Annotated in this window: 19 protein-coding genes; 16 read left to right on the plus strand and 3 right to left on the minus strand. The window is 58.8% G+C overall.

Annotation, left to right across the window (positions count from 1 at the left end; all coding sequences use genetic code 11):
• Positions 1-9 precede the first annotated feature (9 nt).
• Both hmpA and ACXX83_RS01235 read left to right on the plus strand, forming a co-directional pair.
• Positions 10-1,191 carry an NO-inducible flavohemoprotein gene (gene hmpA, locus ACXX83_RS01230; protein ID WP_126049370.1) on the plus strand — a complete coding sequence of 394 codons (1,182 nt, stop codon included), beginning with the start codon at positions 10-12 and terminating at the stop codon, positions 1,189-1,191.
• Positions 1,192-1,467: 276 nt separating this feature from the next.
• Positions 1,468-1,977: a disulfide bond formation protein B gene (locus ACXX83_RS01235; RefSeq protein ID WP_007970367.1), complete on the plus strand. Its 510-nt coding sequence runs from the start codon at positions 1,468-1,470 to the stop codon at positions 1,975-1,977.
• Positions 1,978-2,528: 551 nt separating this feature from the next.
• Here the strand turns inward: ACXX83_RS01235 and ACXX83_RS01240 are convergent.
• The gene (locus tag ACXX83_RS01240) at positions 2,529-2,789 is read right to left on the minus strand and encodes a hypothetical protein (protein WP_041474780.1); all 261 of its coding nucleotides are present in this window, start codon (positions 2,787-2,789) and stop codon (positions 2,529-2,531) included.
• 27 nt (positions 2,790-2,816) lie between these two features.
• Here ACXX83_RS01240 and cyoA point away from each other — a divergent pair, with 27 nt between their 5' ends.
• The 7 genes from cyoA to ACXX83_RS01275 all read left to right on the plus strand — a co-directional run bounded on the left by cyoA (position 2,817) and on the right by ACXX83_RS01275 (position 8,966).
• A complete protein-coding gene (gene cyoA, locus ACXX83_RS01245; protein ID WP_458373440.1) occupies positions 2,817-3,761 on the plus strand; it encodes a ubiquinol oxidase subunit II in 945 nt (314 codons plus the stop codon).
• A gap of 3 nt (positions 3,762-3,764) precedes the next feature.
• Positions 3,765-5,795, plus strand: coding sequence for a cytochrome o ubiquinol oxidase subunit I (gene cyoB, locus ACXX83_RS01250; RefSeq protein ID WP_126049372.1), 2,031 nt, complete (start codon positions 3,765-3,767; stop codon positions 5,793-5,795).
• A 3-nt stretch (positions 5,796-5,798) separates the two neighbouring features.
• Positions 5,799-6,425, plus strand: coding sequence for a cytochrome o ubiquinol oxidase subunit III (locus tag ACXX83_RS01255; protein ID WP_015093558.1), 627 nt, complete (start codon positions 5,799-5,801; stop codon positions 6,423-6,425).
• Positions 6,426-6,761 carry a cytochrome o ubiquinol oxidase subunit IV gene (gene cyoD / locus ACXX83_RS01260; protein ID WP_015093559.1) on the plus strand — a complete coding sequence of 112 codons (336 nt, stop codon included), beginning with the start codon at positions 6,426-6,428 and terminating at the stop codon, positions 6,759-6,761.
• A gap of 11 nt (positions 6,762-6,772) precedes the next feature.
• Positions 6,773-7,660, plus strand: coding sequence for a heme o synthase (gene cyoE, locus ACXX83_RS01265; protein WP_015093560.1), 888 nt, complete (start codon positions 6,773-6,775; stop codon positions 7,658-7,660).
• 231 nt (positions 7,661-7,891) lie between these two features.
• Entirely contained in the window at positions 7,892-8,530 is a 639-nt protein-coding gene (locus tag ACXX83_RS01270; protein ID WP_458547376.1) for a DUF6036 family nucleotidyltransferase, read from the plus strand.
• Positions 8,514-8,966, plus strand: a complete 453-nt coding sequence (locus ACXX83_RS01275) for a hypothetical protein (protein WP_458547377.1) — start codon at positions 8,514-8,516, stop codon at positions 8,964-8,966. The genes ACXX83_RS01270 and ACXX83_RS01275 overlap by 17 nt, the downstream gene beginning before the upstream one ends.
• Before the next feature lie 100 nt (positions 8,967-9,066).
• Here the strand turns inward: ACXX83_RS01275 and ACXX83_RS01280 are convergent, their stop codons facing one another.
• Both ACXX83_RS01280 and ACXX83_RS01285 read right to left on the minus strand, forming a co-directional pair.
• Positions 9,067-9,345, minus strand: coding sequence for a DUF3077 domain-containing protein (locus ACXX83_RS01280; RefSeq protein ID WP_458547378.1), 279 nt, complete (start codon positions 9,343-9,345; stop codon positions 9,067-9,069).
• A 636-nt stretch (positions 9,346-9,981) separates the two neighbouring features.
• The gene (locus ACXX83_RS01285) at positions 9,982-11,400 is read right to left on the minus strand and encodes an aminotransferase-like domain-containing protein (protein ID WP_458547379.1); all 1,419 of its coding nucleotides are present in this window, start codon (positions 11,398-11,400) and stop codon (positions 9,982-9,984) included.
• Between the two features lie 148 nt (positions 11,401-11,548).
• Between ACXX83_RS01285 and ACXX83_RS01290 the strand changes: the two genes are divergently transcribed.
• The 7 genes from ACXX83_RS01290 (at position 11,549) to ACXX83_RS01320 (ending at position 18,239) form a co-directional block, all read left to right on the plus strand.
• The gene (locus ACXX83_RS01290; RefSeq protein WP_458547380.1) at positions 11,549-12,649 is read left to right on the plus strand and encodes an MFS transporter; all 1,101 of its coding nucleotides are present in this window, start codon (positions 11,549-11,551) and stop codon (positions 12,647-12,649) included.
• A 42-nt stretch (positions 12,650-12,691) separates the two neighbouring features.
• On the plus strand, positions 12,692-13,972 hold the full coding sequence (locus ACXX83_RS01295; RefSeq protein WP_458547381.1) for an ATP-grasp domain-containing protein: 1,281 nt from the start codon (positions 12,692-12,694) through the stop codon (positions 13,970-13,972).
• Between the two features lie 48 nt (positions 13,973-14,020).
• Positions 14,021-14,515 (plus strand): RidA family protein, encoded by a 495-nt coding sequence (locus ACXX83_RS01300; protein WP_015093566.1) that lies wholly within the window; start codon positions 14,021-14,023, stop codon positions 14,513-14,515.
• 84 nt (positions 14,516-14,599) lie between these two features.
• On the plus strand, positions 14,600-15,085 hold the full coding sequence (locus ACXX83_RS01305; protein WP_458547382.1) for a cupin domain-containing protein: 486 nt from the start codon (positions 14,600-14,602) through the stop codon (positions 15,083-15,085).
• Between the two features lie 232 nt (positions 15,086-15,317).
• Positions 15,318-15,962: a glutathione transferase gene (gene yfcF / locus ACXX83_RS01310; protein WP_458547383.1), complete on the plus strand. Its 645-nt coding sequence runs from the start codon at positions 15,318-15,320 to the stop codon at positions 15,960-15,962.
• A gap of 32 nt (positions 15,963-15,994) precedes the next feature.
• Positions 15,995-17,335: a KamA family radical SAM protein gene (locus ACXX83_RS01315; RefSeq protein WP_458547384.1), complete on the plus strand. Its 1,341-nt coding sequence runs from the start codon at positions 15,995-15,997 to the stop codon at positions 17,333-17,335.
• Positions 17,336-17,366: 31 nt separating this feature from the next.
• Entirely contained in the window at positions 17,367-18,239 is an 873-nt protein-coding gene (locus tag ACXX83_RS01320; protein ID WP_458547385.1) for a branched-chain amino acid aminotransferase, read from the plus strand.
• Positions 18,240-18,258: the final 19 nt, after the last annotated feature.

Here is an 18,258-nt window from a genome sequence, read left to right on the forward strand (position 1 = left end):
AGTCACCTTATGCTGAGCGCTCAAGACCGTGCCATCGTCAAATCCACCGTGCCGCTGCTCGAAAGCGGTGGTGAGGCGCTGATCACGCACTTCTACCGCATGATGCTCTCCGAATACCCGGAAGTTCGCCCGCTGTTCAACCAGGCCCACCAGGCCAGCGGTGACCAGCCGCGTGCCTTGGCCAACGGCGTATTGATGTATGCGCGTCATATCGATCAGCTCGACCAGTTGGGCGACCTGGTGGCCAAGATCATCAACAAGCACGTGGCCCTGCAGATCCTGCCTGAACACTATCCGATTGTCGGCAGCTGCCTGCTGCGGGCCATCGCCGAAGTACTGGGCGAAGAGATCGCCACCCCTGAAGTGATCGCGGCCTGGGGCGCGGCCTACGGCCAACTGGCGGACATCCTGATCGGTGCCGAAGCCAGCGTTTACGACCAAAAAGAACAGGCCCACGGCGGCTGGCGCGGGGCGCGGGAATTCATCGTGGTGGACAAGGTCCAGGAAAGCGCCGAGATCACTTCGTTCTACTTTGAACCCGCGGACAAAGGTCCGATCCTCGCGGCAGAACCCGGCCAGTACATCGGCATGAAACTGATCCTCGACGGTGAAGAGATCCGTCGTAACTACTCGCTGTCGGCGCTGGCGAACAAAGGCCAGTACCGCATCAGCGTCAAGCGTGAAGCCGGTGGTCGCGCCTCCAACTACCTGCATGACCAGATGCATGTCGGCGACAGCATCCAGTTGTTCCCGCCATCGGGCGAGTTCACCCTGACCGCCAGCGACAAACCATTGGTACTGATCAGCGGCGGCGTTGGCATCACCCCGACCCTGGCGATGCTCGAAGCGGCGCTGGAGACTCAGCGGCCGGTGCATTTCATCCACTGCGCGCGCAACGGCAGCGTGCATGCCTTCCGCGACTGGATCGATGGCCTGGCCGAGCGTCACCCGCAACTCAAGCGCTTCTACTGCTATTCCGAGGACGATGGCGTGAGCCCGGCGGCGCACAAGGTCGGTTTGTTGAGCCAGCAGCAGTTGAATGCATGGCTGCCGGAGCAGCGTGACCTGGATGTTTACTTCCTGGGGCCGAAAGGTTTCATGGCGTCCATCAAGCGCCATCTCAAGGCACTGGGTGTCCCGGAGAAGCAAAGCCGCTATGAGTTCTTCGGGCCGGCAGCGGCGCTGGAATAAATAGTACCGGAGACCGCGTCGCCTTCATCGCGGGCAAGCCCGCTCCCACAGGGATTTGTGTCGATCCAGATTGATGTGAACGACACAAAACCTGTGGGAGCGTGGCTTGCCCGCGATGAGGGCCACGCGGTCTTGAATGGAAAAAAGCTGAAAAGTTAATCCCTCCTTAACCGCCTTATCGTCTATTCCCTCGAATCCCCCTCACATGCTCCAGACACTCAAAGGTCCGGGCCAGCGTGTAGACTGGCGGGCACTCGAATCTTGAAGGGAAACGCGATGAGCGATGAATCCATGCGGTTGGGGCGTGAACGGCGCTACCTGGTGTTGTTGGGCATCATTTGCCTGGCGTTGATCGGCGGCGCGCTGTACATGCAAATTGTCCTGGGCGAGGCGCCTTGCCCGCTGTGCATCCTGCAACGTTACGCGCTGCTGCTGATCGCGATCTTCGCCTTCATCGGCGCGGCCATGCGCAACCGTCGCAGCATCACGGTGTTCGAAACCCTGGTGGTGATCTGCGCGTTGGCAGGTGCAGGCGTTGCCGGGCATCACGTCTATACGCAGTTCTATCCGGCGGTCAGCTGCGGCATCGATGTGTTGCAACCGATTGTCGATGACTTGCCGCTGGCGAAGATCTTCCCGCTGGGTTTCCAGGTCGATGGTTTCTGCTCCACGCCATACCCGCCGATCCTCGGTTTGTCGCTGGCGCAGTGGGCGCTGGTGGCGTTCGTACTGATCGTGGTGCTGGTGCCGCTGCTGACGTCGCGTAACCGCAAAGCGCTGCGCTGAGGTCATCTGCCGCCACGTATTGTCGGACAAAAAAGCCCCGTTCCTTGCACAGAGGAGCGGGGCTTTTTTTGTGTTGAGCAGCGCATTCCAGAGACCAGGTAAAAAGACCCTGATGTGGGGCAGCCAAGGGTGCGACACATGTGCGACATGTTGTCACAGAGTCGGTGTCGCAGAGCGTTCATGGAAGCCGGATTGGCACATGGAATCGTAACGAAATTGGGCTGTTTTGCAGGCTCCCGTTTTTTTCCGTTCCGAACCCGAACAGGCAGTTTTAACAGGGGCTTGCGATTGGCCGGAGTCCCCGTCATATCGGGCCTCTGGCAAGGTAAAGGGCAGCAGGGAGGCACCCGATACTGTCTGAACTGTGGGTGGAAGACCTACTTATTTTGGTGTTTTTGTTGAGAATCAATTTCGATAAGATGCGCCACTTTTGCGAAAACGGTGAATGATTGTTGCCGGTTCGGATAAAAATTATTTCGGGATGAGACATGGTTTATAAAACGCTACATATCTACAATCGCCCGCACTGAATTCCCGACGCTGCTCAAATCTTAACCAGGTATGTGCAGGAACAGGGTGTCGAGAGGTCTGGTGGCTTCATGCGATGCCCAGGTGTCGGAGCCTCCAACTACCCGCACCAAATGGAATTGGTCTGTAACAAGGCCTTTGACCACGAATTCGAATAAGAACTCACCGCAGGCCCGGGATTTGTCGTACAGCGTCTGACGCACGACGGGCATGCCCTTATTCAATCCAAGAAAAATGCCAACCCTTGGCAGGGTGAAGTGTTGGCGATCAAAACCCAACTGCATTGCGCAAGCTGCTTTAGAGGTCGTGAGATGAGTAAAAACAGGTACCCCAGACTACTAGGCTTATTGCCGCTGATCGGCACGTTGTTGCTGTCAGGCTGCAACATGACCTTGCTCAATCCCAAGGGCCAGGTCGGTCTGGACGAGCGAAACCTGATCATCACCGCAACGCTGCTGATGCTGTTGGTCGTGGTTCCGGTCATCGTCATGACCTTCCTGTTCGCCTGGAAATACCGCGCGTCCAACACCAACGCCACCTACACCCCGAAATGGAACCACTCCACCAAGATCGAGATCGCGGTGTGGGCCGTTCCAGTGCTGATCATCATTGCCCTGGGTTACGTCACCTACAAGTCGACCCACGCTCTGGACCCGTACAAGCCACTGGAATCGGACGTGAAGCCTGTGACCATCGAAGTGGTCGCACTGGACTGGAAGTGGCTGTTCATCTACCCGGAACAAGGCATCGCCACGGTCAACAAGATCGTGTTCCCGGCGCACACCCCGATCAACTTCCGCATTACCTCTGACGCCGTGATGAACTCGTTCTTCATCCCTGCGCTGGGTGGCCAGATCTACGCGATGGCGGGCATGCAGACCAAGCTGCACCTGATCGCCAACGAAAACGCTGAGATGGACGGTATCTCCGCCAACTACAGCGGCGCTGGTTTCACCGGTATGAAATTCAAAGCGATCGCAACGACTCAGGAAGATTTCGACGCCTGGGTAAGTGAAGTCAAAAAGGCACCTAAACAGCTTGAACAAGCTGAATACGCAGCCCTTGCCAAGCAGAGCCAGAACAACCCAGTCGAGCTCTACTCCTCGGTGACGCCGAACCTGTTCCAGACCATCGTCGACAAGTACGAAGGCATGAAACCGGGTCCGAAAGTGAAGCACGAGAAAGAAGAGAAAGAAGTGGCCGCTACGCAAGTAATGGACATGAACGCGCATTCAGCTGCCGGGGCAGAGGAGTAAACGATGTTTGGTAAATTAAGTTGGGAAGCAGTCCCGTTCCACGAGCCGATCGTGATGGTGACCATCGCCATGATCGCGCTCGGTGGTCTGGCGCTGTTCGCTGCAATCACCTACTTCAAGAAGTGGACCTACCTGTGGACCGAGTGGCTGACGTCCGTCGACCACAAGAAAATCGGCGTGATGTACATCATCGTCGCCATGGTCATGCTGCTGCGCGGTTTTGCCGACGCCATCATGATGCGTACCCAGCTGGCCATGGCCACCGAGGGTTCGCCTGGCTACCTGCCACCTGAACACTATGACCAGATCTTCACCGCCCACGGTGTGATCATGATCATCTTCATGGCGATGCCATTCTTCACCGGCCTGATGAACCTTGCAGTGCCGCTGCAGATCGGCGCGCGTGACGTTGCCTACCCGTTCCTGAACTCCTTGAGCTTCTGGCTGCTGGTTTCCGGCGTGGTGCTGATCAACCTGTCCCTGGGCGTCGGCGAGTTCGCCAAGACCGGCTGGGTTGCCTATCCGCCGCTGTCGGGCCTGCAGTACAGCCCTGGCGTGGGGATGGACTACTACATCTGGGCGCTACAGCTATCGGGTCTGGGGACAACGCTGACGGGGGTCAACTTCCTGGCCACCGTGCTGAAAATGCGTACCCCTGGCATGAAGCTGATGGACATGCCGATCTTCACCTGGACCTGCACCTGGGCCAACGTCCTGATCGTGGCTTCGTTCCCGATCCTGACCGCTACCCTGGCACTGCTGACGCTTGACCGTTACATGGATTTCCACATTTTCACCAACGAACTTGGTGGCAATCCGATGATGTACGTGAACCTGTTCTGGGCATGGGGTCACCCTGAGGTGTACATCCTGATCCTGCCAGCGTTCGGTATCTTCTCCGAAGTCATCTCGACCTTCACCGGCAAGAAACTGTTCGGCCACCACTCGATGGTCTACGCATCGGGCGCGATCTCGATCCTGGGCTTCATGGTTTGGCTGCACCACTTCTTCACCATGGGTTCGGGTGCCAGCGTCAACGCCTTCTTCGGTCTGGCGACGATGCTGATTTCCATCCCGACGGGTGTGAAACTGTTCAACTGGCTGTTCACCATCTACCAGGGCCGTCTGCGTTTCACCAGCCAGGTGCTGTGGACCCTGGGCTTCATGGTGACCTTCGCCATCGGTGGCATGACCGGCGTACTGCTGGCCATCCCGGGTGCCGACTTCGTTCTGCACAACAGCCTGTTCGTGATCGCGCACTTCCACAACGTGATCATCGGCGGTGCGGTATTCGGTTACATCGCCGGTTTCGCGTTCTACTTCCCTAAAGCGTTCGGCTTCAAGCTGCACGAAGGCTGGGGCAAGGCAGCGTTCTGGTTCTGGATCTCGGGCTTCTTCGTCGCATTCATGCCGCTCTACGCTCTGGGCTTCATGGGCATGACCCGTCGCCTGAACGCCACCACCAACCCTGAGTGGGTGCCGTACCTGTACGTCGCCATGTTCGGTGCGCTGATGATCGCCGTGGGTATCGCTTGCCAGCTGATCCAGCTGTACGTCAGCGTGCGTGACCGCAACAAGCCGGAAAACATGTGCGAACACGGTGACCCGTGGAATGCCCACACCCTGGAATGGTCGACTTCGTCGCCACCACCGTTCTACAACTTCGCCGTGCTGCCGAAAGCCGACTGCATCGACCCGTTCACCGAAGCCAAGGAAAACGGCACCGCTTACAAGGCTCCGGCCAAGTACCAGCCGATCCACATGCCTAACAACACCGCCACCGGTGTGGTCATGGGTGCACTGTTGACCGTGTTCGGTTTCGCGATGATCTGGCACATCTGGTGGCTGGCAATCGCTAGCCTGGCCGGCACCGTGATCTACTTCGTGATCCACGCGGCCCGTGATGATCAAGGCTATATGGTGCCGGTCGATGTGATCGAGCGCATCGAAGCCGAGCAGCACAAGCGTCTGGTAGCGGCAGGGAAAATCCCGGCCACCGCCACCCGTGTTGAAACCTCGTTGGAACAGGCTTAAACCATGTCGAATTTAGTGACCAATGCTGGACACACCCATGTCGATGGACATGGGCATGATGACCACCACCACGACTCGGGCGAGATGACCGTATACGGTTTCTGGCTCTACCTGATGACCGACTGCATTCTGTTTGCGTCGATCTTCGCGGTGTACGCGGTACTGGTTAACAACGTAGCGGGTGGCCCGTCGGGTCACGACATCTTCGAACTGCCATACGTACTGGGCGAAACCGCTCTTCTGTTGTTCAGTTCGATCACCTACGGCTTCGCCATGCTGGCGTTGTACAAGGGTAACAAGAAGGCGGTGCTGGGCTGGCTGGGCATGACCTTCCTGTTAGGTGCAGGCTTTATCGCCATGGAGATCAATGAATTCCACATTCTGATCTCCGAAGGCTACGGCCCTAGCCGCTCAGGCTTCCTGTCCGCGTTCTTCACCCTGGTTGGTACCCACGGTCTGCACGTGACCGCCGGTCTGATCTGGATGGGCATCATGATGTACCAGGTGCAGAAAAACGGCCTGACGGCGACCAACAAGACCCGTCTGAGCTGCCTGAGCCTGTTCTGGCACTTTCTGGACGTTGTCTGGATCTGCGTATTCACCGTTGTTTATCTGATGGGGACTATGTAAATGGCTAACCCAGCTCATTCCCACCACGACGACGCCGGTCACGGCAGCTACAAGTCGTACGCCATCGGCTTCATCCTGTCGGTGATCCTGACCGTCATTCCATTCGGTCTGGTGATGTACCCGACGCTGCCGAAGTCGATCACCCTGTTGATCGTCCTGGCGTTCGCGATCGTCCAGGTGCTGGTGCACCTGGTGTACTTCCTGCACCTGGACCGTTCGGCCGCGCAGCGTAACAACGTGATTGCGTTTGTCTTCGCCGCGATCGTGATTGTCCTGCTGGTTGGCTTGTCGCTGTGGATCATGTTCAGCATCCACACGTTCATGATGGCGAAGTGAGGTAGATCCGCATGTCCCTTAAGCACTTTATCCAAATCACCAAACCGGGGATCATTTTCGGTAACGTGCTTTCTGTGGCAGGCGGATTTTTCCTGGCCTCCAAAGGGCATGTCGATCTGGCCATCTTCCTGGCCGCCATGATCGGCACGTCCCTGGTGGTTGCCTCCGGTTGCGTGTTCAACAACTGCATCGACCGCGACATCGACCTGAAGATGGAACGCACCAAGAACCGGGTGCTGGTCCAGGGCTTGATCTCCCTGAAACTGGCGCTGGTTTATGCGACCGTCCTGGGTGTCGCCGGCGTTGCCCTGTTGTACAAGGTGGCCAACCCGTTGGCCGCGCTGTTCGCCGTCATCGGCTTCGTGATCTACGTCGGCTTCTACAGCCTGTACCTCAAGCGCAAGTCGGTTCACGGCACGCTGGTGGGCAGCCTGTCGGGCGCCATGCCGCCGGTCATCGGCTACGTCGCGGTGAGCAACACCTTCGACATGGCCGCGCTGACCCTGCTGGTGATGTTCAGCCTGTGGCAGATGCCGCATTCCTATGCCATCGCGATCTTCCGCTTCAACGATTACCTGGCCGCATCGATTCCGGTGCTGCCAGTGAAGCGCGGCATCCAGGTGGCCAAGAAGCACATCCTGATCTACATCCTGGCCTTCCTCGTGGCGACCTTGATGCTGACCTTCAGCGGCTACGCCGGCATGAGCTACCTCGCCGTCGCCGCGGCCATGGGCATGTACTGGCTGTACATGGCCTGGACCGGCTACAAGGCAGTGGATGACACGGTCTGGGCACGCAAGCTGTTCGTGTTCTCGATCTTCACCATTACCGCGTTGAGCGTGATGATGTCCCTGGACTTCAAAGTGCCGACTGAGTTGCTGCTGACGTACGCGCCTTAAGGTTTAGATGCTGTAACGAAAAGCCCCGCCTTCGAGAGAAGAGCGGGGTTTTTCATTGGGATTTTCCTGGCGCCGCCACGGCGAGCAGGCTCGCTGACAATGGGGCGAGCGGGCAAGCGAAAATGCTTACGTATGTACCAGTACTGTCCTACGGGGCTTTCAGGTTGAGGGTCGGAAGTCGTATCTCTAGCCTCGGAATGCTGTCATTACAAGCATCCCAGAGGCTCTACGATGGAACTGCCAGAGGTAATCACCCCGCGCGTTAATACGAATACAGCGTTAGGGCAGGCTTTGATTTCGATGTTCAAATCTGTCGAAGCGGAGCTGGAACTTGAGAACGCAGGACCCGGGGCGGTCAAAATCATCGTCTTCGGTGGCTGCGCTGTTCACCTTTACACCCATCATCGCGTTTCCACCGACGTCGATGCCGAGATTTATGAGGCTCATGTCCCCGACGGTTTACATCTGCAAACCATGCTCGCGGAGATACCCGAACAGTTTGTCGATGAGCGATCAGGACGCTTGATGGAGCTGAACTACGACCTTCAATACAACACCAGTTTTGGCCCGATTCACGAGGACTATTGGGAGCGCAGCCTTCCCTTTGAAGAGTTTCCTGTCGAATCCCCGCTGCACGTTCATATTGCAGCACCTGTCGACATTGCCATTTCCAAGCTGGGCAGAGCGACCGATCAGGACATTGGTGATATCAAGGCACTTCTCAGGGCGGGTTTCGTACTGACCAGCGAATTCCGTCGACTGGCGTTGCAGGCAATTGATGTATATGTTGGCAATAAAGAGCCACCCATCTCCGTTCTTACGAATATTTTGCACGATTACCTGGAGAGCCCAGATGACGAAGCCCCATAGCGGCCACGTCCTCTCATCCGCATTGGACACGCTGGTAACAAGACCTTTGAATCAAGCGGATGACGCTGCACTCGTGAGCGCCGCCAAAGCGGTCTGGTACTCGAATTCAAATCTGGAAAACGAGGTCAGCGCTTTTTTGAGTCGTCACACTGACGAAGTGGAGGTTCGGCGCGCGGGCTATCTGCTCGAACGATTCACTCGATTTACTTGCTTATCCGATCTACGGGTGTCGGAGACCCTCAATGTCCTCGAGCTTTTTGCACATTCGACTTCCAGGCAAGTCGCGACGCTACAAACCGTCACGCCATTACGTCGACGTCGTGATGAGCTCGCTGTCTCTTGGGGATTGAGTGAGGGCCTCGGCCTGAAAGCCCAAACCCTCATGCCTTTCCAGACCCGGCACTACGAAGCTGAGCAGCGTGCAATGTTTTCCTGAGTCCAGCTTGCAACAAACGGGCTACCTCGTTCGGCCCTGAAGTGACAACAATCGTTAGCTTGTAAGCCCCGCCTTTCGAGAGAAGGGTGGGGCTTTTTGTTTATGCGCGGTTGTTACACGGTGCATCGAGCACCTTCACCACGTCATCGATGATCGCCTTGCTCATGTCCTGCAGAAAGTGCGAGGCCCAGGCGTGCCGGTCGGAGTCGCGAACCATGGCGGCGTCTGAGGCGAGCAGTTTGGCTACGTGGAGCAGGTCGGAGGCGTGGTAGAGGGCTTCGATCACCGGGACGCCGGCGTTGATGCGGAACAGTGATTCGTTGGCGTGGTAGGAGAAGGGGGTTAGGCCAATGGTTTTCAGGTCTTGGGGGTTGGTCATTGGGTTTCACCTCCTGCTGGGCTGGAGGTGGAGGGGCGTGACAGGTGTAGCAGAGGGATCAATGGCGTTCATGAGTAAAACTCCCGTATCAAGTAGAGAGCTACCACGTTCGTTATCAGGCGAATGGGTGGCAGCTATGCGCGGGCTGATAAACCGGAGATACAGGAACCCGGCAGACCCGAAGGTCTCCCACGCACAGCCGCCATTGCACGAGTGTGCAGACACAAAAAAGCGCCGGCAACCGTGATTGGTGGCGCTTGTGCGCCTGTATCTTACTCGGGTTATCAGGCCCGGTCGCTGAATTGGCAGCGACGGGGGGCGAAGTTAGCCGGCAAGGATGAGGTCGGCAATCGTAGCGATCTGCTGGCCGGGGATGACCGGGACACCACAACCCCTGTGGGAGCGGGCTTGCTCGCGAAGGCGGTGTGTCAGGCAACATTGATGCTGGATGTGACGGCCTCTTCGCGGGCAAGCCCGCTCCCACATAGGATCAGTTGTGCCGCCAATTTTATGTACGACGCTGACCTCCTGTGGGAGCGGGCTTGCCCGCGAAGGCGGTGTGTCAGGCAACATTGATGCTGGATGTGGCGGCCTCTTCGCGAGCAAGCCCGCTCCCACAGGATTGAGAGCAGTCAGTTATTTATGGGGTTTATCCAGCAACCGGAAAAACCGCTCCCGCACCTGCAGACTATCGCTGTGCGCCACATTGAAGCGCAGGAACTGACTGGCATTCGGCCCTTTGCTCAGCAAGGTACCCGGTGCCAATACCATGTTATTTTCCAGCCCTTGGCGAGCCAGATTCTCGGCGTGCAAGCCCTCCGGCAACCGCGCCCAGATAAACACGCCTTCGCCGGGCAGCGAGGAAAGCGAACACCCGGCCTGCGCCAACCAACCGGCCACTCGGCTGTTGGATTCATACAGCCGGTCCACCGTGCGCCGCGCATGCTTGGCATAGCTGCCGTCGCTGAGCATGGTGCAGGTGATCTGCTCCGCCAGTTCCGAGGTCACGCCACCACAGGCCATTTTCAGGGCGACCATGCGTGCTGCCAGTTGCGGTGACAGTACGGTGTAGCTGACGCGGCTGTTGGCGGTCAGGGTCTTGGAGAAGCCGGACACATAACTCACATTGTCCAGCCCGCTGGCCGCCAGGCGCGGGGTGCGGCGTTGCTGGATATCGCAATACAGATCGTCTTCGACGATGTGGAAGCCATGGCGGTGGCTCAATTCCAACAAGCGGTAGACCTGGGCCGGGGTGAACGAGTGGCCGGTGGGGTTATGCAGTGTGCTGTTGGTCATGTACAGCACGGGTTTGTGGGCGATCATCAGTTGCTCGAGCGCATCGAGGTCCATGCCGTCGCAATCCCGGGCGATGGTGATGACTTTGGCCCCGTGCAGCGCCAGGTTGGCGTGCATGTTGAAGTAGCAAGGGTCGTCGAGAAGTACGGTGTCGCCGGGTTTGACCAGCAGGCGCATCAGCAGGTCGATGGCCTGCATGGTGTTGGCGGTGGTGATGATCTGGTCCACTGGCGCTTCGATGCCGAAGGTCGCGAGTTTGACCCGCAGAGCCTGGCGCAATGGCAAGTAACCGCCGGCCACGCCGTACTCGCCCATGCGCAACGATGTCGCTCGCAGAGTACTGCGCACGGCTTTCTGCAATTCTTCGGCGGGTAGCCACGAGGTCGGCAGGAAACCGCAGCCGGGGCGCAGCGCGCCGTTGTCCAACAGCAGTGCGCGGCGAATCACGCTGAGGGTGTCCTGGGGTTGCAGGTCCGGGCCGGTACCACTTTTCAGCGCCGCTTCGGAGCGATGCACGTAATGCCCCGAGCCCTGGCGCGACACCACCAGCCCCTTGGCCCGCATCCGGTCCAGGGCATCGACCACCGTGGACTTGCCCACGTTCATCAAGTCGGAGAGTTCGCGAATCGGCGGCAGCTTGGCGCCGTGGGGCAGGCCCCCGGTGCTGATGGCATGCGTTAACTGATCGACGATCTGCTGCACCAGCGGCGCGCCGGGCTGGAATTCAATGGCGGCAATGACTGCGCGTTGAACCTGCATTTTACTGGTCTCTCCGGCAGTAAAGTTCGTTGGATTCTATACGAACTTGCCCTGATCAGGACAAGCCTCTCTCTCTACCATGCCCTTACAGACTTTTCCGAATGTCGGCCTTTATTGGTGGGCGTTCATCCGGTTCCTGAGGTGCTGCATGAGTGTCGAAACAACGGTCGCGGTGGCCAAGCCGGTCATTAACCTGCGGTTATTCACGATCCGGATCATCACGGCTGTCTCGCTGTTCGCGGTGCTGGGCAAGGCCAACGTCTGGCTCGACACAGCCACCAACAGCATCCTGGCCCTTGGATATCGTGCCTTGTTACTGCTGTTGCCCCTGACTTTACTGGTGCTTGGCCGCCGCTCCCTGAGCGTCACGCTGCTGTGTGCCGGCCTTGGCCTGGTGCTGCTGGCGCTGACCAGCAATCAAGGCATGGTGATGTTTGCCGCCGCACTCTTTGCCTACGGCATTGCCATAGCCGGTTACCTGATCAAGAGCGAAGCGGCCCAGACCAAGGAAGGCGCGGCCTACAACCGCGTGGCCATGAACATGGGTAGCCTGGTGGCCGGTTTGATCCTGCTGTCGCCGCTGCTCACCCCAACGATGTTTTTCCTCGGTGCGGCGGCGTTCGTGTTGCTGTGCCTGCCGATCGCCCTCGGCGCAACCTTCACCAGCGAACCGGTGCTGGCCCGTCCGGCCAGTCAGGTCGGCAGCAGTTTGGGCAACAAACTGCCGTGGGTGATCGCCGGGATCATCATGGGCATCAAGCTGTTCGGGGTGTTCTCGATCCTGCCACAGGCGATCCTGCTCAAGACCGGCGAGCTGCCGGCCTGGTACGGCCTGATGCTGATCCTCAACAGCGCCGTGGTGGTGTTCGCCCAGGTGCCGGTGATGAAGCTGATCGAGCGCACCGGGCGCTTCAAGGTCGTGGCGGTGATCGGGATCATCGTCGGCGGCTTTGCCGTGCTGTCTTCGCCAGCCGCATTCCACGTCGAAACCCTTGCGGGGGCGCTTATCTGGGTGGCGTTGCTGTCGATCGCCGAATGCGCCTTCAGCTACCTCGATTACTTCTCGGTCAAGCAAAACAACATGTTCGTCAAGGAAGTGTCCCTGGGTGTGGGGGCCGGGCTGACCGTGTTGATCATGCGAGTGGTGCCGGCGCCGTACAACGCGCTGGTCCTCGCCGCCATCGGCGCCGGCGGGATCCTGGCCTGGTACTGGCTCAACCGTAAATCCAATGCGTCGCTGCATGACTGAGTCATCGCCGTTGCGGTTTTCACTTTGCAGGTCGGGGGCATTATGAATACGACTTCATGCGTGGTAGTGGTCGGTTACAACGGCAATCGGGTTCACGACATCCAGAAATTGCGCGAGCTGTGCAAGTCGCTCTACAACGCCAGGCTCATCCTGCTGGTCGAGAAGATTCAGCCCCATGACGACCAGGTGGCCGATCACGTCTGCAGCACTTCACTGGCCGAGAAAGACGTGGCGGCGTCCCTTGAACTGGTGGTGGGGTGCCTGAATGCCGACAACTGGAAGCTGATCGGCGTACTGCCGTTCTCCGATCGCGGCGTGCTGCTCGGTGCAGCGCTGGCCACTCACTTCGGCCTGCCGGGCATTACCCCGGACGAAGCGCGGGCGGGCCTGGACAAGCAGATCTTTCGCCGGCTTGAAGCCACGGCCAGCCGTTCCCCCGAAGAATACCGGCCGGTGTTTTCCGTGCGGATCGAAAGCCTGCCGGAACTGCGCCAGAGCGTCGTCGAACTGGGTGGCAAGGCCTTCATCAAGCCAGCCTGCGAAGGGGCGAGCCGAGGCTGTCGCGTGATCCATCACCCTTCGGAATGCGATGACGCCTGGCTCGCCCTCAAGCCCTACCGCGAAGGCGGCATCGTCCTTGAAGAACTGGTGCAGAACGCCCGCGAATACAGCTGGGACTATGTGGCCGGCAGCACCTGGGTGACTGAAAAAACCACCACCGAAGGTGCCTACCGAGCAGAGATCCAGCAAGTCGTCCCCGCACCGCTTGCGGCGCAGGTTCAGACACGCTTGATGGCGGCCGGTCGGCATATGGCGGGTCTGGTGTCCCGGGACAACGGTGCCTGGCACAACGAAGTGTTCCTGCGCCGCGACAACCTGACCAGCGCCGTGGAAACCAACATGCGCCCCGGCGGCATGCACATCTGGGACCTGGCCAAACGCGCCTTCGTCAATTTCGATCCGTGGGAACGCTGGGTGCGCTGGGCGGTGGAAGGCAAGACCGAGCAGCATGAGCCGGTGGCTCGCGGCTACTGCGGCATTCGCCTGCTCAGGGCGCCAGCGGGCGGTATCCTGCGGGCAACACCAGACATCGAGGGCCTGGCCCGCGCACTGCGCATCGACCTGGTGGAAGCACAGTACGCCAAGCGGATTGGCGACTCGGTCAGCGCGTTGGTCAAAGACAACTTCTCATTCGTCGGCCACATCGTGTTGTTCAACGAAGACTACGGGCAACTGAGCAACGACCTGTTGCGCCTGGCCGAGTCGATTGAGTCACGCATTGAGGTGACTTGCCTGGCACCGGCCACCCGCGCCGTGTGCTGAGCCCGCAAGCACCCGTTTTTTGCATTACCGATCAAGAGGGTTCGATCAATGATCCAGCACATGACCTGCGATGAACGCTTCATCGCCCTGGCCAAAGAGTTTGGCTATGACATCTACGGCGAAAACACCGCAGGCGGGCATTACGCGCCGCTGATCCGTCATCACGATGAGCTGTACATCAGCGGCCTGGTGCCACGCATGAACGGCAAGATCCATTACCCTGGCCGCGTCGGGCTGGACCTCAGCATGGCCGATGCGCAAGCGGCCGCCAGCATCAGTGCGATGCGCGGGCTGGCGTTGATCGTCGATGCCATCGGTTCGCTGGACAAGATCAAGTCATTGATCCGGGTAACGGTCTATGTGAGGTCCACGGCGGATTTTGTCGACTTGAGCGAAGTGGCCAACGGCGCCTCGGATGTGTTCAGCCACGTGTTGGGCGATGCCGGTAAACATACGCGCACTACAGTCGGTGTTTATCAATTACCCAAGAATGCCGCGATAGAAGTGGACATGATCGCCGCCTTGCGCCCATCGGTTTTGTAAATTAATTCCAGACTTTACAGCGCTGAACCCTATAACTTAAGGTTTAGCGCTAAAGTGTGGGAAATAAAAAGAAAGGACGTGCGAATGGATAACTTTCAAGGTGCGTTTTTTTCATATAAGGACTTTCGTCAGAGTCTGCATCATCGACAGCAAAGTGCCAAAGTATGGAAAGGCACTGAGTTGGCGGGAATGCGTCAGACCCTTGAGGCCAGCGACGTGGATATTGTCGCCTTGGCTCACGACAAGAGCATTGACGGTTGTGCGGTGACGCCCGGGATGGCGATCGCCATGCAATGGCTGAACCCCGGTGTGACGCTCAACGGTCATGCCCACTCCTGGTGGCATCTGTTCGTTATCCAGTGTGGCAGTGGCGTGCTGACCCTCGGCGAAGCCGATGGGGTCGACGTCAGCAGCGGCGACGTGCTGCTGGTGCCGGCCTGGACCCGGCATGGCTTCGTCAACACCAGCAAACACGAGCCTCTGGCGATGCTGAACATGAGCAACATGCCACAAATGGCACTGCTCTCGAACTTTGCCGACAGCCATGGCCTGATCACCACCCAGCCGTAATTACCCAACGCATCAACCCAGGGAGCCAACCTTCGTTGGCTCCCTTTTTTTGTTTTACAGGCCTGCCCCTGTATCCCCATTTGCAGTGCTTTTGGCTGCGTGTCTGCCGGTAGAAAACAACTTTCTGTATCGATTGAAACGGACAAATTCTGTATCTATTCAGCCTTCATTCAACTAACTACGATCACTTCCAATGCACGTTAATCCCTGCAGTCAGTCAATGGAGTGCTCTATGGAAAACAGGAAGCTAAAACTGTATGTCGGCGCCGATCATGTCAGCGCTTTTGCGATGTCGGCTTTTGTCGCGCTCAAGGAAAAGCAACTTTCATTTGAGCTTGTCACGGTTGATCTGAAATCGCGCGAGAACTATGGGACGAGTTATCGCGATCTTTCGCTGACCTGCAAAATACCAACATTAGTTCACGATGATTTTGCCTTGTCGGAATCCTCGGCGATTGCCGAGTACCTCGATGAACTCTGCCCAGGGCATAAAAAACTCTATCCACAGGGCCTCCGGCAGCGTGCCCGTGCCCGTCAATTGCAGACCTGGTTGCGTAGTGACTTGCTGGTGGTGCGCAGGGAGCGCCCGTTTGACCTGGTGTATTTCGGCAAGAAAAACACCGCGCTGTCCGACGAGGCCCAAGCCGCCGTCGAACGCCTGTTGTTCGTCTCCGACCATTTGCTGGAGGAGGGCGCCGAGCATCTGTTCGGTGACTGGAGCATTGCCGACACCGACCTGGCAATCATGCTCAACCGCCTGGTTGCCAACGGCGATCCGGTTCCGGCACGGCTCCAAGCCTATGTGCGTCGCCAGTGGGATCGCGACAGCGTTCGGGCGTGGATGGACATAGAGCGCAAAGCGCCGGCCATCGCCTAACAACACTCAGGGAAACCACCAGGAGCGCGGCCATGCAAGGACTGTCGGAGCACGAACGCTACAAACCCTATAACTCACGCACCATCCGCGACACACCTTACTGGCACAAGCTGACGCCGGCGTTGCAGGAGGCCATGACCGTCGTGGCCCGGGTCATGCCGTTTCGCACCAATGAATACGTGCTGGGTACGCTGATCGACTGGAACAACATTCCGGACGATCCGGTTTTCCGCATGACCTTCCCCCACAAGGACATGTTGCTGCCAGAGGAATACGCCTCGCTCAAACAACTGATCGAGCTGGATGACAGCGCGGCGATCAAGCATCGGATCGAGGCGATCTGGCTGCGCATGAACCCGCATCCGGCCGGACAGTTGACCCACAACGGCGTCACGCTCAACGGCAAAGTCCTACCGGGGATCCAGCACAAGTACCGCGAGACCGTGCTGTTTTTCCCCGGTGCCGGTCAGACCTGTCACGCGTACTGCACCTTCTGTTTCCGCTGGGCGCAGTTCATCGGCGAGGAAGAACTCAAATTCAACGCCCGAGAGTCCCAGAAGCTGGTCAGTTACCTGCGGGTGCATACCGAAGTCACGGACGTGCTGATTACCGGCGGCGACCCGATGATCATGAACACCCGCTCGCTGGCCGGTTACATCGAGCCGCTGCTGCAATTGCCACACCTCAAGAGCATCCGCATCGGCACCAAATCGGTGGCGTACTGGCCGCAGCGTTTTGTCAGCGACAAGGATGCGCCCGAGTTGCTGGAGCTGTTCCGGCGCATCGTCGCGGCGGGTAAAAACCTGTCGATCATGGGCCATTACAACCACCCGGTGGAGATCCGCCAGGCCATTGCCCGCCAGGCGATCGAGCGCATCCGCTCGACGGGCGCGACGCTGCGCATGCAGGCGCCGGTGATCCGCCACATCAACGAAAACCCCGCCGATTGGGCCGCGCTGTGGACCGAAGGCGTGCGGCTCGGGGCCGTGCCTTATTACATGTTCGTCGAGCGTGACACCGGCCCCAGCCACTACTTCGCGATGCCGCTGGCCCGGGCCTTCGAGATCTTCCAGGCGGCGTACCGCACGGTGTCTGGGCTTGCGCGAACGGTGCGCGGGCCGTCCATGAGCACCTTCTACGGCAAGGTGTTGATCAACGGCATCGAGACCGTCGCCGGGGAAAAAGTCTTCGTCTTGCAGTTCCTCCAGGCACGCAATCCGCAATGGGTGTTGCGCACGTTCTACGCGCGCTTCGATCCGCAAGTGACCTGGTTCGACGACTTGCAACCGGCCTTCGGCGAGCGTTCGTTCTTCTTTCAGACCGAGCTCGCCGCCGTGCCGGAATTGATACCGGTGTTGCTGGAAACCGCGTAGGAAAATTCATGAGCAATGGGGAGATATGGAAATGAGCAGTATCCCGTTTGATCAGCGCGAGGGTGTCATCTGGCTCGACGGCGAGTTCGTCGAGTGGTCCCGGGCGCAGTTGCATGTGCTGACCCATGGCCTGCATTACGCGAGCACCGTGTATGAAGGCGAGCGGGTCTACAACGGCAGGATCTTCAAGCTGCGCGAGCACAGCGAGCGGCTGTACCGCTCGGCGCAACTGATGGACTTTGCCATCCCCTATGAGCTGGCCGAACTGGAGGCGGCGAGCCATGAACTGCTGCAGCGCAATAAGGTGGTCGACGGTTATCTGCGCCCGGTGGCCTGGCGCGGCAGTGAAATGATCTCCACCTCGGCACGCTTCAACCGTGTTCACCTGGCCATCGCCTGCTGGCAGTGGCCGAGCTATTTCGACCCGGCGGCGCGCATGGCCGGCATCCGCTTGAAAACCGCGAGCTGGCGCCGCCCGCCACCTTGCAGCAGCCCGTTCGAGGCCAAGGCTTCCGGGCACTACCAGATCGCCACGCTGAGCAAGCACGACGCCGAGAACACGGGGTACCACGATGCGTTGATGCTCGACTGGCGCGGCCATGTCGCCGAAGCCACCAGCGCCAATGTGTTTTTCGTCAAAGGCCGGACGCTGCACACCCCGCTGCCGGATTGCTTTCTCAACGGCATTACCCGGCAAACCGTGATCGAACTGGCCAGGGCGCTGGACTATCAGGTGGTCGAACGGACGATTTTGCCTACGGAACTCGGCGACTTCGACGAGTGTTTTCTCACCGGCACCGCCGCCGAAATCACCCCGGTGCAGAGCATCGATGAGCGGCGCTATCGACCGGGCGACGCCTGCCGCGACTTCATTGCCGCCTACACCTCAACCGTAAACGCCTGATCACCTGCCAGGAAACTCA

This window comes from Pseudomonas sp. GNP012 (assembly GCF_054343835.1).